At 66.2% G+C, this 14,217-nt stretch carries 14 protein-coding genes; 6 read left to right on the top strand and 8 right to left on the bottom strand.

The window, feature by feature from the left end; all coding sequences use genetic code 11:
- The first annotated feature begins 608 nt into the window (after positions 1-608).
- On the top strand, positions 609-2,039 hold the full coding sequence (locus NA11_RS37005) for an MDR family MFS transporter (protein ID WP_069166744.1): 1,431 nt from the start codon (positions 609-611) through the stop codon (positions 2,037-2,039).
- Positions 2,040-2,077: 38 nt separating this feature from the next.
- On the opposite strand, the gene NA11_RS37000 is transcribed toward NA11_RS37005, so the two are convergent.
- Genes NA11_RS37000 through NA11_RS36990 form a run of 3 tightly spaced genes read right to left on the bottom strand, consistent with a single transcriptional unit; the run spans position 2,078 to position 4,689 of the window.
- Entirely contained in the window at positions 2,078-2,323 is a 246-nt protein-coding gene (locus tag NA11_RS37000; RefSeq protein WP_069166743.1) for a 2Fe-2S iron-sulfur cluster-binding protein, read from the bottom strand.
- Complete coding sequence (locus tag NA11_RS36995) at positions 2,320-3,666, bottom strand: oxygenase MpaB family protein (RefSeq protein WP_069166742.1); 1,347 nt, start codon at positions 3,664-3,666, stop codon at positions 2,320-2,322. Before NA11_RS36995 ends, NA11_RS37000 begins: the two co-directional genes overlap by 4 nt.
- A gap of 3 nt (positions 3,667-3,669) precedes the next feature.
- Entirely contained in the window at positions 3,670-4,689 is a 1,020-nt protein-coding gene (locus tag NA11_RS36990; protein WP_069166741.1) for an oxygenase MpaB family protein, read from the bottom strand.
- Positions 4,690-4,736: 47 nt separating this feature from the next.
- On the opposite strand from NA11_RS36990, the gene NA11_RS36985 reads away from it, so the two are divergent.
- A complete protein-coding gene (locus NA11_RS36985) occupies positions 4,737-5,402 on the top strand; it encodes a TetR/AcrR family transcriptional regulator (RefSeq protein ID WP_245746491.1) in 666 nt (221 codons plus the stop codon).
- Between the two features lie 15 nt (positions 5,403-5,417).
- On the opposite strand, the gene NA11_RS36980 is transcribed toward NA11_RS36985, so the two are convergent.
- Complete coding sequence (locus tag NA11_RS36980; RefSeq protein ID WP_069166739.1) at positions 5,418-6,212, bottom strand: helix-turn-helix domain-containing protein; 795 nt, start codon at positions 6,210-6,212, stop codon at positions 5,418-5,420.
- Positions 6,213-6,278: 66 nt separating this feature from the next.
- Here NA11_RS36980 and NA11_RS45980 point away from each other — a divergent pair, with 66 nt between their 5' ends.
- Positions 6,279-6,686: a DUF3224 domain-containing protein gene (locus tag NA11_RS45980; RefSeq protein WP_069166738.1), complete on the top strand. Its 408-nt coding sequence runs from the start codon at positions 6,279-6,281 to the stop codon at positions 6,684-6,686.
- 16 nt (positions 6,687-6,702) lie between these two features.
- On the opposite strand, the gene NA11_RS36970 is transcribed toward NA11_RS45980, so the two are convergent.
- Positions 6,703-8,121 (bottom strand): amino acid permease, encoded by a 1,419-nt coding sequence (locus NA11_RS36970; protein WP_069166737.1) that lies wholly within the window; start codon positions 8,119-8,121, stop codon positions 6,703-6,705.
- Here NA11_RS36970 and NA11_RS36965 point away from each other — a divergent pair.
- Complete coding sequence (locus tag NA11_RS36965) at positions 8,101-9,024, top strand: MsnO8 family LLM class oxidoreductase (protein WP_369691185.1); 924 nt, start codon at positions 8,101-8,103, stop codon at positions 9,022-9,024. The genes NA11_RS36970 and NA11_RS36965 overlap by 21 nt on opposite strands.
- A gap of 1 nt (position 9,025) precedes the next feature.
- Here NA11_RS36965 and NA11_RS36960 read toward each other — a convergent pair whose 3' ends face one another.
- Positions 9,026-9,853 (bottom strand): NADPH-dependent oxidoreductase, encoded by an 828-nt coding sequence (locus tag NA11_RS36960; protein WP_069166736.1) that lies wholly within the window; start codon positions 9,851-9,853, stop codon positions 9,026-9,028.
- Positions 9,854-9,991: 138 nt separating this feature from the next.
- Here NA11_RS36960 and NA11_RS36955 point away from each other — a divergent pair, with 138 nt between their 5' ends.
- On the top strand, positions 9,992-10,753 hold the full coding sequence (locus tag NA11_RS36955) for a siderophore-interacting protein (RefSeq protein WP_069166735.1): 762 nt from the start codon (positions 9,992-9,994) through the stop codon (positions 10,751-10,753).
- Between the two features lie 905 nt (positions 10,754-11,658).
- On the top strand, positions 11,659-12,612 hold the full coding sequence (locus NA11_RS36950) for an NAD(P)-dependent alcohol dehydrogenase (RefSeq protein ID WP_069166734.1): 954 nt from the start codon (positions 11,659-11,661) through the stop codon (positions 12,610-12,612).
- Between the two features lie 205 nt (positions 12,613-12,817).
- On the opposite strand, the gene NA11_RS36945 is transcribed toward NA11_RS36950, so the two are convergent.
- Positions 12,818-13,681, bottom strand: a complete 864-nt coding sequence (locus NA11_RS36945) for an NAD(P)-dependent oxidoreductase (RefSeq protein WP_069166733.1) — start codon at positions 13,679-13,681, stop codon at positions 12,818-12,820.
- On the bottom strand, positions 13,678-14,217 hold a 540-nt coding region (locus NA11_RS36940), incomplete at its 5' end, for an NADPH-dependent FMN reductase (protein WP_069166732.1). The genes NA11_RS36945 and NA11_RS36940, both read right to left, overlap by 4 nt.

Here is a 14,217-nt window from a genome sequence, read left to right as displayed (position 1 = left end):
GCACAGAGGATGCTCGCTCTGATTCCGGCAACCGCTCGAGCGTTAACATCACCTACCTGTGAAGTCGTCCTGAACACACCGCAGGACAGTACAACTGCACCGAGAGAACTGTCTACAGCTTCCACCTGGAAGCGTCTGTGAGCTCGGCCACCGGCGCTATACGGAGTAAATGCCTCCGGATGCAGCACGGCTGTAACGTCCGATTCGTACCGTTTTTTGTCCGGTTACGACGGGATCGACCGACCTCGTTAACAATGCACAGCACTTCATTCAACTACCGGAAACATTAGACACCAAATCAGTGCAACAACAAGTAACGCCAAATTGATTGCTAAATGTTTGCTGAAAGCGTGCGGGGGCCTAACTAAGTGTGTACCACTCCACAACACTCGTCCCAGCCCGCGAGAGACCTGGGCCACATTCTGGAGGGTAGCTGTTCAGCTCAGACTCCCGGCAACCCCACGCGTCCCCCGCCCGGTCGGCCTACGGCCTACACCGGTAAACCACCACGCCACAGTCCCAGTCACGAAAATATTCCATGCGGGAATAGCTCGAAACGCGATACGTTTCTTCGTGGTGGTTAGGCGAACAAACGAAAGGGGTCTCGCGTGTCGACCGAGACAGTGACAGCATCGGTCGGCCTCCGTTCGGAACGGGGTGCGGTACTCGGCGCATTGATGCTGACGACGTTCCTGGTCGCGCTCGATTCCACCATCATCGCCACCGCGGTGCTGACCATCACCAGCAATCTCGGCGGGTTCGCCCAGTTCCCCTGGCTGTTCTCGATATACCTACTTGCCCAGGCGGTCACCGTGCCGATCTACGGCAAGCTCGCCGACACGATCGGCCGCAAGCCGGTGATCCTGCTCGGCATCGCGATGTTCGCGCTCGGCTCACTACTGTGCGGGCTCGCGACGAGCATGCTCGGGCTGATCATCTTCCGCGCGGTGCAGGGCATCGGCGCAGGCGCGATCCTGCCGATGACGATGACCATCGCCGCCGACCTCTACACGCTGGCCGAGCGGGCCAAGGCTCAGGGCTATCTGGCCAGCGTGTGGGCGTTCTCGGCGGTGAGCGGGCCGCTGCTCGGCGGCGTCTTCGCCGACTACCTCAGCTGGCGCTGGATCTTCCTGATCAACCTGCCGCTTGCCGCGCTGGCCGGCTGGACGATGGTGCGCAGCTTCACCGAGAGCGCGCCGCGCCGCAAGCAACAAGTGGACTACCTCGGTGCCGCGTTGCTGACCGTCGGCGCGGGTGCGCTGATCCTCGGGCTGCTCGAAGGCGGGCAGGCATGGGCGTGGGACTCCCCCGCGAGCATCGGCATCTTCGTGGGCGGCGTGGTGCTGCTCGTGCTGTTCGGGTTCGTGGAGCACCGGGCGGCGAACCCGATCCTGCCACTGTGGGTGCTGACCAGGCGCGTGCTCGTCGCAAGCAGCGTGACGTCAGTGCTCGTCGGCGCCATCCTGCTCGGATTGACCTCCTACATCCCGACTTTCACGCAGGGCGTGCTCGGCACCAGCGCGCTCGTCGCCGGGCTCACCCTCGGCGCGCTCACCCTCGGCTGGCCGATCTCCGCGTCGCTGGCCGGAAAGGTGTACTTGCGCATCGGTTTCCGGGCGACCGCGCTCATCGGCAGCGTGCTGGCCACGGTCGGCGCCGCAACCACCTTGCTGATCACCGAGGATTCGACGCTGTGGCAGGTCGCCGCCTCGTGCTTCCTGATGGGCGCAGGCATGGGTCTGGTCGCGTCGCCGACACTCATCGCGGCACAGGCGAGCGCGGAATGGTCCGAGCGGGGTGTGGTCACCTCGGCCAACCTGTTCGCCCGCTCGATCGGCAGCGCCGTCGGCGTCGCGGTGTTCGGCGCGATCGTGAACGCGCGCGTCGGCGACACCGATCACCCTGCGCCGTCCACCCTGTCCTCCGCGGTGCACCTGGTCTTCGTCGTGATGGTGGCGATGGCTGTGGTGATGCTGATCGCCTCGGCATGCATGCCTGCGCGGAAATCCGTCCCAGCCGGCAGCGCGGGAACGGCCTGATCTGTCTTCCCGCCAGGTGATCTCGGGGCTGGTTCGAGTCAGAGATCGAGGACCAGGCGGGTGAGCGAGCCGGGGGCGGTGACGCAAAGGCGAAGCGGGCCTGGGTAATCCGTGCCAGGGGTGGCGGACAGCGCGAACGTTTCGCAAGTGCCGCAGATACCGGCCCGGCACATCGAGTCGACGGGGACGCCGTCGTCCTCCAATGCCTCGAGGACGGTCAGCGCGGGCGGCACCGTGATGGTGCGGCCCGAACGGCGTAGCTCGACGACGAGCGGCGCGATCATCGGACCGGGCAGCGGGCAAGGCCTGCGGCCGAATTATCGTGCTGGTCGTACGGGGTGCCGTAGATGCCGACGCGGGCCGCCATCAGCTTGGCCACCTTCGTGTTTCGACGCCAGACCGGGTCGTCGGCGGCCGCGCGCCGGATCCTCCGCCGCCTGGCGCCGGGCAGTGCGTCGTCGAGTGCGCGCAGCCGGACATCGAGGGACGCGGCGACACCGGTCAGCGCGGACCACGGTTGTACCGGCACCGCACGCAGCGGAGTGCTCTTGACCAGCTCGCGGACAAGTGCCTCGCTGCTGAAATACGCGAGCACGCCGAGCAACGGCGCCGTCGCCTGCACCTTGAGACGATCGATCAGGCTGGTCCCCTTGGCAAGTCGGTGCGTAGCTGCGCCCGCCATGTTCGCGGTCCACTCCGGCGCCACCCCCGCGGTCGCGACCATGTAGTCCGACATCTCCATGCCCTCGAGGGCCGAGCGCGGGATGAGCTCATCGGCGACACCGAAGACATAGGCGATGTAGGCCCAGTAATGCATCACCGCATCCAGTTGGGCCTCAGTGCATGTGCGGCCGTGCACGTGGTCGAAACACATCGGGGACAGGCCGAAGGTCACCGCGGCGCCCATCATCGTGCTGTTCGAGATCGGGTTGCCGTGCGCGGCGAAATGCTCGACGCCCCAGGCACGCTGCAGGCCGGCCCGGACCTGGGCGTGCATGAGCCGCACGCGCACCGTGTCTTTGAAGACCGGCGACCAGCGGTCCATGCCGCCGCGGACGGTCACGTTGCGGAACCAGGTCGAGGTCTCCAGGTTGCGCCGATAGGGATCGTTGACGAACCGGCCGGTGGCACCCGTCGCGGACGCGACCTCAGCACCGACGAACGTGCCCATGAAGTCCTGCACGCCCATCGCGAGCTTGCCCGAGGTCGACACGTTGATCCACAGCTTGCGGCCGTACTCCCACAGGTCGGGGTCGTACCAGTCCGGCGGGTTGTCGAGCGTGGCGAACAGTGCGACCAGTTCCGGTGGCGGGTCGTCCAATGCGTCGATGCCGTGGTCGAGTGCCTGGTCGAGCAGGCGCCTGCCCTCGGCGGTGCCGATCCGCCGGAAGGCCGCGACCAGCTGATCCATCGGCTCGTCGCCTTGCCACAGATGGTCGGCCATCAAACGGGTGCGCGGTGTCTCTTCCGGGATCGGACGCACCTCCAGCCACGGTGACAGGATCGATTTCCTTGGCTCGAACCACAATTCGGAGGCGACCGCGCGCGGTGGCGCGGGCCGCAGGGGCATGCCGGGCCGGTAGTAGTAGTCGAAGGGATGCGCTGCGGCGGTATTCATCTCCAGCATCGGTCAAAATCCTGTCAGTTGCCGGAATTTCGTGGCTGCGGTCGAGCCGTGGTCGGCGTGCACCGGGCAGTAGTGTTTCGGGTCGGCGCGGTGTTCGGCTGCAGGCCAGAGCAATTCGGGTGCTTCCGGCGGCGGCAGCGTCGCAGGACGCAGGCCGCGTTCGCGGCGGCGCCCGGCCCGGATGCGGGGGAAGAAGTAGCGGATCTCGTCCGGTGTCACCCGGTTCATGGCGGTGAACAGCGCGCACCAGCGGTCGAACCAGAACTGATCCCGTGCGGTCCAGGTGAAGCCCATCGTGCGCCGGATCGCCGGATCGCACAGCCCGACAGTGAGGAATTGGTAGAACCGCGCGCCCAACGGCCGAACCATTCTCTCCCACAGCGGTTTCGGCAGCATGTCGAGCACCGGGAACGGTGGCACCGGCACGTTCTCGGCCAACCGGTATATCTCCCACGCGGCCGGGGTCGCCTCCAAGATGTTCTCGCACATGTCATTCCAGTAGTCCTGGAACTCGGCCCAGCTCTTCGGGACTACGCGCATGCTCATGCCGTACATCTCGTACCACTGATACTGCTCGCGCCACAGCTGTTCTCGCTGCGCCTGCGTGAGGCCGCCCATGAGCAGCTCACCCGAGCGCAGCGTCTGGACGAAGAACACCGCGTGCGCCCAATAGAAGGTGCCGGGATCCAGCGCGTGATAGCGCCTGCCCTGCTCGTCGATGCCCTTGATCGTGCGGTGGTAGTCCACGATCTCGCGGGCGGTCTGCCTGGCCCTCGGACCGTCGAAGACCACGCCGACAATCGGATACGCCGACCGGAACACCCGCTGATAGAACTCGCCTTTGATCTCGGAGTGGTACTGGACTCCCGCGCCGAGGCCGGGATGCATGTTCTGGACCATGCCGAGGAAGAGCCCGCTCGGCGCGAAGTACAACGAGCCGAAGATCTTCCAGGTCAGCGAGTCCGGTCCGAGTGGCACGGGCGCGTCTTGGCTCTCGTGCACCACGTCATTGTGTGCAACCATGCATTGATGCTGACACGACTATTTACTCGCATTCAATTCGTCTTCTGATGCCGCCGAAGACTCGCAAAACGCCGCAGCAGGAGCGTTCTCGCGCCATGGTGGCGCGCATCGTCGACGCGGGCCAGGCGGTGCTCATCGCGCACGGATACGACGGCGCGTCCACCAATCGGATCGCCAAGGCCGCAGGCATCAGCCCCGGATCGCTGTACCAATACTTCCCGGACAAAGACGCCATCGTCGCCGCGGTCATCGATCGCTACAACCGGGAAGTAGCGAGCACCGTCTACGCCAGCGCACTCACCAACCTCCGCGAGCCACCCGAAATCGCCATCCCGACAACGATTTCCGCACTACTCGACGCCTTGGGCAGCCATCCGGCCCTCTTGCGGGCGGTCATCGAGCAGACACCCCGCCTCAGCGGCGACAACACCGTCTTCGCCTTCGAACAGCAGGTCGGCGAACTGGCCCGCGTCGCGCTGACCATGCACCAGGACTCACTCCCCGCCGACGTCGACTTCGAATCGGCCTCCTGGATGCTGGTCCGCGCGGTCGAACACCTCACCATCCGCTACATCCTCGACCAGCCGCCGACCTCCCGCGAACGCTTCCTGGCCGACATCACCCGCCTCGTCGTCAACTACTTCCAGCCCCTGCCAAACCCACTACCAGCGAAAACCCCTGATCAGGGCCGTTCACGAGCGAAACGCGAGTAGTCGATCACCGTCGACCTACTGTCTGCGGTAGGCGACTGGTGGGCGGCCTACTGCGGATTTGAAGTCTCTGGTGAAGTGGGCTTGGTCGGCGTAGCCGAGTTCGGCGGCCAGGGTGGCCGGGTCGGTCTCGGGATCTTCGAGGCGCTGGGCGGCCTCGTGCAAGCGGTAGCGTTGGATGACCCACTTCGGGGAGACGCCGATGTGGTCGCGAAACAGCTTCTGCAACGTGCGTTTTCCGAGGCCGAAGCGGTCGACTAGGTCGTCGACGCGCACGATGTCGCGATCGGTCATGACCAGTTCGACGATCTCGTTCAGCATCGTTGCGGTGGGTGTGACCGTGGAACGATGTTCGCGGACAAAGGCTTCCGCGATGGCGGTGCGTTCATCGACCTCATGGACGCGTGCCATTCGCGCGGCGAAGCGGTCCGCGTCCTTGCCGAATATCTCCGATCCGGCGACCACCCGATCGGTCAGCTCGGTCACCGGTCTGCCGGACAGCGAGTGAAATCCCGCGGGGCGGAACGAGGTACCGAAGATCGAGCCACGACCGGCCAGGGTGTGCTCGAACCTGCCGCGAAGCACGCCGTGCACCCGACACTGTCCGTCCTCGACGACCAGCACCACCGACGGACTCGGCAACACTTCGACGACGTACGGCTCCCGCGCACGCAGATCCCACCGGACTGTCCAATGGTGCGCAACGATATTCGCGAGGTCCTCGGCTGCCGGAATGAGCGCTTCTCGATACACGCCGACGCCGGAACGCGGGTCGAGCACGCCCCGTGGCGGCGCGTCCGTGGTCGAGTCCATGCTCCATTATCACGCGTTCGCGTTTGTTCAAGACCACCATCGGCGACCAGCCATATCGTCGTCCGCATGACCACAACGACACTCGCCACCGGGACGATCGAATCGAAATCCTGGGACCAGACCGAATTCGCGGTCGTCCCGGACGCACCGACATTGGGCGCAGCCAAGGGGTACGACCTCTACACCGGCGACATCGAAGGCGACGCCGAATGGCAAGGCCTGACCTGCACTTTGCCCGACGGCAGCGGCAGTTTCGACAGTCTGCAGCGCACGCGCTGCACCCTGGGTGGCCGCTCCGGCAGCTTCATCCTCCGCATGACCGGCACGTTCGATCCCACCGGGAATTCGCGCGCCGACTGGTCCGTCGTCCCCGGCTCGGGCACCGAGGGGCTGACCGGGATCAGCGGCACCGGCGGCTACCGAGCCGACGACGGGACCAACACCTACACGCTCACCTACCGCTTCGACAGGTGAGCGTGCGTGGCCGGAATTACTTTGCTGCGCTTTCCTTTCCGAGCCGGGTGAGGGCCAGGTAGCCGGCCGAGACCAGCACTGCCCACACCACGCCGACGGCGATCGCGGTGCGGCCGCTCTCGGTCCAGAACAGCAGGACGACGACCAGGGCGAGGAAGGCGAGGGCCGCGATGGTGGTGTAGGGCGCGGCGGGGAGTCGATAGTCGGCCGCGGGGAGCTCACCGCGGGCCACCTTGGCACGGTAGGCCAGATGGCAGACCAGGATGATGCCCCAGACGAAGATGATGCCGATGGTGCTCACCGACGTGATGTAGGCGAACGCCTTGTCCGGCGAGATGACGTTGACGATCACGCCGATCACCATGAAGGCCGCCGACGCACTGATGCCGACGTAGGGCACGTGGCGGGTGCTCAGTTTCGTCAGCACCGACGGCGCCTCGCCGTGCAGCGACAGCGTGCGCAGCATGCGCCCTGTCGAGTAGATGCCCGAGTTGCAGGACGACAGCGCCGCGGTCAGCAGCACGAAGTTGATGATGCCCGCCGCGCCGGGGATGCCGATCTGCTGGAACACCTCGACGAACGGGCTCTTGCCCGCGTGGAAGTTCCGCCAGCTCGACACCGACATGATCACCACCAGCGCGCCGACATAGAACAGGCCGATTCGGAACGGCAGGGTGTTGATCGCCTTGCGCAGGGTCTTGCGCGGCTCGCGCGCCTCGCCTGCGGTGACACCGACCAGCTCCACACCGACGTACGCGAACAGCACGATCTGCAGCACCAGCAGCGACTGGCCGAAGCCGTTGGGGAACACGCCGCCGTCGGCCCACAGGTTGGTGACGGTCGGGTTGGCCGCATGACCGAAGCCGATGGTGAGCACGCCGATGCCGAGCAGGATCATGCCGATGATCGCGGTGACCTTGATGGCGGAGAACCAGAATTCACCCTCACCGAACAGCCGCACCGAGATCAGGTTCGCCGCGAACATCAGCGCGAGCACCACCAGCGCGGTGATCCACGGTTCGATGTCGAACCAGTATTGGACGTACTTGCCTGCCACGGTGATCTCGGCCATACAGGTCGCGACCCACACCGCCCAGTACGACCAGCCGGTCACGAAACCTGCGTAGCGGCCGAGGAATTCGTGCGCGTACTCGGCGAAGCTGCCGGACACCGGCCGATAGGTGAGCAACTCCCCCAGCGCGCGCATGATCACGAAGATCGCCAGGCCTGCCGCGAGGTACGCCAGGATCAGCGCGGGCCCGGCCTGCTCGATCGCGCCGCCCGCACCGTAGAACAGACCGGTGCCGATCGCGCCGCCGATGGCGATCATCTGAATGGTCCGCGGGCTCAGGCCGCGTGAGTAGCCTTCCGAGTCGCCTGCACCGGCCTGGTCGAGTGTTCCGGCGTCCGATAGATGACGGTCGGCGGCTGTCATAGTGCGGTCCTTCTCTCTTGCGGCAACGACGCGACGTCCGGGTCCCACGTCGGTGATCCCGGACACAATTTCATGGGATCATCGCATGTCCAGGCAAACGATCAGTGCGTCACGCTACCGGTCCGCACGGCCAGAGGTCGCATCGTCGGAACCCCATCGCAGGGAAGATCGCAGGTCAGACGACTCGAAATATGTCGAGTGAACCCTGCGTTGCCAAAGGGGGTCGCCACTTCGGAGGAGTCACATGATCGACGTTCCGCTGTCCGTGCTGGATCTCGCACCGGTGCAGTCCGGCCGCACGGTGGGTGCTGGGCTTGCTGCCACCACCGAGTTGGCGCGGCGCACCGAGGCGATGGGATTTCACCGGTTCTGGGTCGCGGCATCGGCGACGAGCCGGAGGTCTGGCTGCTCGGCTCGAGCGGGTACAGCGCGCAGGTCGCGGCCGCGCTCGGGTTGCGGTTCGCTTTCGCGCACCATTTCAGCGCCGCCAATACCGAGCCTGCGCTGGCGCTGTATCGCGAAAACTTCCAGCCATCGGAGCATTTGGCGCGCCCGCACGCGATGATCGCGGTCGCCGCGGTGGTCGCCGACACCGACGAGCAGGCCGATATCCTCGCGATGCCGCGCGAACTGGCCTTCCTGCAGCTGGCCGCGGGACGGCCGCAGGCGCTGCCGACACCGGAGCAGGCCGCCGCGTTTCCGCTCGGTGCGCGCGAGCGGCACTTCATCGAACAGCGCAGGGAAGGACAGCTGCTCGGCTCGCCTGCGACGGTCCGTCAGCAGCTCGATGACCTGGTCGCCCGCACCCAACCGGACGAGATCATGCTCAACACACTGGTTTACGACCTCGAGGACCGGATCCGCTCGTTCGAACTGTTCAAGGAGAAGGTCATCGCGGCCTGATCTACTTCAACCGGAAGCCATGATTGGCGAGCGATTCACGCAGTCGATGACGGCCGTTCAGGCTCTCCTCGGAGGCGAGGCGGGCCAGCACCCGCTCGGTCCAGGAGTGCGAAAGCTCCTGCTCGGCATAGAATTCGGCGATGCGGGACTCGTAGTCGGCGACATGGTCACGCTGCGCAGCCAGGTCGTAGGTCTCGTGATGCAGCACCGCGCCCTGCGGCAGCCGCGGCTTGACCCTGGCGTCCTCGCTCGGATCCGGATGGCCGACAAGCAGACCGAAGACCGCGAAGACCTGGGGCGGCAGGTTCAGTTCCGCCGCAACATCTTCCGGGTTGTTGCGCAACGCGCCGAGGTAGACCGTGCCGAGCCCGAGGGATTCCGCGGCCACCACCGCGTTCTGCGCGGCCAGGGCGGCATCAATGAACCCGACGTAGCTCGATTCGAGGTAGTCCGCGCCGTCCAGCGGCGCCTCCCGATCCGCGGCGAGCTGGCGCAGGCGGGCGAAATCGGCTGTCCAGACCAGCAATACCGGCGCCTGCAGGATGTGCACCTGGTTGCCTGGCAGCGCCGCCAGCCGCGCCCTGCGCTCGGGATCGCGCACCGCGATCACACTCCACACCTGCAGATTCGAGGAGGTCGGGGCGGACTGCGCTGCCGAAATCAGCAGGCGCAGTGTGTCATCCGTCACCGGATCGGTGAGATAGCGCCGCACCGAGCGGTGCCGGTGCAACACGTCGAGCACGGGATTCCACTGGGTCGGCCCGCTCGGTTCCGGCGCACGATAACGTTGTTGCACCAGGTGGGTCGGCGTCGGCGCAGTCTGAGTCATTCCGTCATCCTGACCTTCCGCTGCCTCTTCGTCAGCGATTGCCCGCACCGTGAACCGAACGTACCGCGATACCGCCGAACCGAAACCCGGAGTAGGGTCGGTTAGGCGACCCTAACAACATACGTGGGAGGTTTACCTATGGCCCGACCCCGCACCACCCTGACCGTGCAGCGCACCGAGTGGCTCAGCCCGCACCTGATCCGGGTCCACCTCGGCGGCCCCGGCTTCGCCGCATTCCAGACCAACGGATTCACCGACTCCTACGTCAAGTTCATCTTCGACCGCGAGGGGATCGAGGTGCTGCGCACCTACACCGTCCGTTCCGTCGACGCCGCAGCGGGCGAGATCGCGGCCGACTTCGTCTATCACGGCGCTGAGGGCATCGCGGGACCGTGGGCGGCGGAGGCCAAGCCGGGCGACACCATCGACCTCTACGGCCCCGGCGGCGCCTACGCCCCGCGCGCCGACGCCGACTGGCACCTGCTGGCCGGCGACGAGTCCGCGCTCCCCGCCATCGCGGCCGCGCTGGAAGCGATGGGCGCCGACACGGTCGGCAAGGTCTTCATCGAGGTCGCAGGCCCCGACGACGAACTCCCCCTGCACAAGCCCGACGGCGTCGAGCTCACCTGGCTGCACCGCGGCACCGAGGCCCCCGGCGAGGTACTCGCCGAGACCGTCCGCAACGCCCCGTGGGACGACGGCCGGGTCCAGGTCTTCATCCACGGCGAAGCCCAGGCCGTCATGCACGACCTGCGTCGATACGTCCGCCGCGAACGCAATGTGCCCGCCGAATGGGCCGCGTCGATCTCCGGCTACTGGCGTCGCGGCCGCACCGAAGAAGGCTTCCGCGAATGGAAGGCCGAGCTCAAGGCACAAGAGCCCGCCTCGGCTGCCAGCTAGGTACGGCGGGTGACGGCTGCGGCGTAGATCGTGCTGCGGTCGGCGGCGAGCTGGTCGCGCGGGGCAGCAATGCCCGCAGCGACGCACAGAGGGTCGAATCTCGGTTCAGGAGTGGGTGATTCGGCGAGGGCCTCGGTGAGAACAAGGGTGCCGAGGTCTTGCGGCCATGCCCAGTGCCATCGCCGCGGTCCATTTCCGCATACCGACCCCCGTTACTTGACTGCCACCGATCATTCTGTCGCACAGGGCCAGACGCATCTGGTGACGCTACATTCGTCGAACCGTCGAAGATGGTTACAGCACAAGGCATCTGGACGTGATCGACCTGTCAAGGTTCGCACAGAACATCGGTCTGCGAAGGCGATTCCGGCGTGCGTTCGCGTACGCACACGCCCTGCGGCTAGTGCCGGACGCTGCCTGCTTTCCTCTATCGCAGGGCGAATCCTCGCCCGAGATACATTGCTGGACAGTTGATCACTGGGAACTGAGGTAAGTGGCCTCTCGGCCGATGCCGCCATCAGTTCCCACTGATCACCCGACCAGTCGCGGTCGCCGCACGCACAGCGTGCATCTCCGTGCGCTTCTAGTGATTGAGCCGCTCCCTGTCGACCGAATTAGAGCCTGGCCAGGACAGGCGTGATCCGTACGGCCCGTGGAACTTCCGCAGACCTGCGTTGCTGCTTCGGACCGCGCGGGTTGCTGCACTACCGCTCACTCGTTCCGAATGAAGTTGGCATGGGATAGACGGCATGCAGAACGCCTTCTGCTGATGAGTAGACGCTGAGAATCCAGACCCGATAATGATGTTCGCGATTAGCGATGACGATCTCGACGCGATCGAAGCCCTCGCCGACTAGAGTTTGTGAGGTGTCAGGCTGTCGCTCGATCCTCGGTGCTGGAATCGCATGAGGGCCGTCGTGTACGACCGCTACGGCGGCCCCGAGGTGCTGTCGATCGCGGAGGTCCCAACGCCTTCCCCGGGGCCGAAACAGGTGCTCGTCCAGGTGCACGCGACGTCGGTCAACCTCTCCGACTGGGAAACACTGCAGGGGACGCCGCTGTATTCACGCATCGGCGGGCTCCGGACACCTAGGCGCCCGGTTCTCGGATCCGATATCGCCGGACGGGTCGAAGCCGTCGGCTCCGAGGTCACCGTGTTCGCACCGGGTGACGAGGTCTACGGCGACAATCTCACGCTCAAGGGTGGGTTCGCGGAATATGCCGTGGTTCCTGAATCGGCGCTGGCGCACAAACCGGCGTCGCTGAGCTTCGCCGAGGCGTCGACGCTGCCACAGGCGGGGGCGATAGCACTGCAGGGCACGGCAGGCATCACAGCCGGTATGTCGGTGTTGATCAACGGAGCGGGCGGCGGGTCCGGAGCATTTGCGATCCAGTTGGCCAAGAGTGCCGGGGCGCAGGTGACCGGCGTGGACAACGCCGCCAAACTGGCGTTCATGCGCACGCTCGGCGCTGACGAGGTCATCGACTATCGCGCTGAGGATTTCACCCGAACCGGACCGTACGACCGGGTGCTCGACCTCGTTGCCCACCGGTCGGTCTTCGCCTATCGCAGGTCGGTCGCGCGTGGCGGCCGGTATCGCTGCGTCGGCGGCACCACGAGCGCGTTGCTGCGGTTGACGACGGTCGGAGTGGTCGCCGGAATGGTGACCGGCCGCGGGCTCGGGGTGCTCGCGGTGAAGGAAGGGCCCGCGCACTTCACCCCCCTCGCGGAATCGTGTGTCGCGGGACGGATCGGAATCCACATCGACCGCAGTTTCCCCCTCGACGAGACCGCGGACGCGCTGACCCACGTCGGCGAGGGACACGCCCTTGGCAAAGTGGTGGTCGAGATCCGCTGATCGGCACCACCGGATGTTATGAGCCGCAACCGATCTGGCCCGCCAGCTCGCAATCGCCACCGTAACCGGCGCCTCCGGCAATCAATCCTCGCCATCCCAGCTCGCCAACGCGTACGGCGCCGCGTTCACCGCCACCGCCGTCATCGCCGCGGCCGCGGCCCTGCTGACCGCCATCCTCCGCGACAGCTCCGCGGACTGAACGTGCTCAGCGGGACCGTTTCCGGGTGACTTCGGCGACGCTCGCCCAGTCGAGATCCGCGCCGATCTGCTCGACCGCGGCGGCGAACACGTCGTGCAGGGCCGGTCCGGCCGGTAGTGCGACGCCGAGTTCGGCGGCGGCGCTCAGCGCGAGGTTCAGGTCCTTCAATCCGAGCGTGGTGGTGAACCCTGGCGGCGTGTAAGTGCTCGTCGCGATGGCGTTGCCGTAGCCGCTGTACACCGGGCCAGGAAAGACCGAATCGTTGATCATTTCGACGAACCGCCCCGCATTCAGATCGGCGTGCTCCAGCAGGGTGATCGATTCGGACAGTGCCTGCAACGCGTGCAGGATCAAATAGTTGATCGCGATCTTCACCGTCGGTGCGGCGTCCACCGTGTCGCCGAAGTCCCACACCTTTCGGCCGAGCGCGGCGAGCATCGGTGCTGTCGCGGCTCGGACGTCCGCGTCGCCCGAGATCAGCACGGCGAGCTTCCCGGCCACCACCGCCTCGGGTCGGCCGACCACCGGGGCGCTGAGGTATCCCCCGCCGGCCGCGGCGAACTCGCGCGCCGCGGCCGGGCTGACGGTCGCGTGATTGACGTGCACGAAACCCTCTGGCGCGGAGCGGATCCGGTCCTCGGTGAAGACCTGCCGCACCGCTTCCTCGTTGCTCAGCATCGAGAAGACCATTCCGGTGGCGATCGCGTCTTCGGGGCGGTCGGCGAGCCGCGCACCGCGTGCAAGCAGGTCGTCCGCCTTGGCGGCAGTCCGGCTCCACACGGTGACGTCGTAACCGGCATCGAGCAGTCGGCCCGCGAGGGCGCCGCCCATCTTCCCGAGCCCGATGAAGCCCACCTGGCGGGTTGTCATGATTGTTTCTCCGTTCTCCGCAAGGGCTGCGGTGACGAGTTGTCGTCGAGTGCGCGGGACATTTCCGCACCGATCTTGCGCAGCAGTTCCCGGTTCGGGTGCAGCGTGGCGTCGAGGTCGCGCAGCTGCCAGTTTTCGTCCACGTCCTGGTCGGTGATGACGACTTCGACGTGGGTGTCGAGCAGTCGCATGTGCAGTCCGTGCAGGACGCCGATGAGCTGGTCGGCGCCCCTGTTGCCGCCGTGGGTGCCGTAGGTCAGCAGGCTCGCGGGACGGTCGCGCCATTCCCAACAGAGGTAGTCGAGCGCGTTCTTCAGGACGCCGGGGTAGCCCCAGTTGTATTGCGGGAACACGAAAAAGAAGCCGTGGTAGCTCTGCACGAGCCGGCTCCAGGCTCGGGTGTGTTCATGCTCGTACTGCTGTAGCGCGGCCTTGCGGGGTTCGTCCAGGAACGGCAGCCCGACCTCGGCGAGATCGAGCAGGTCATAGTGCAGATCGCTGTCCTCGCGCAAGGCGTCGCGGGCCCAGGCGGCTAT

This window comes from Nocardia altamirensis NBRC 108246 (genome assembly GCF_001612685.1).
Taxonomy (GTDB): domain Bacteria; phylum Actinomycetota; class Actinomycetes; order Mycobacteriales; family Mycobacteriaceae; genus Nocardia; species Nocardia altamirensis.
The sequence above is the reverse complement of the archived record's forward strand: the minus strand, read 5'-3'. Positions and strand labels throughout refer to the sequence as shown.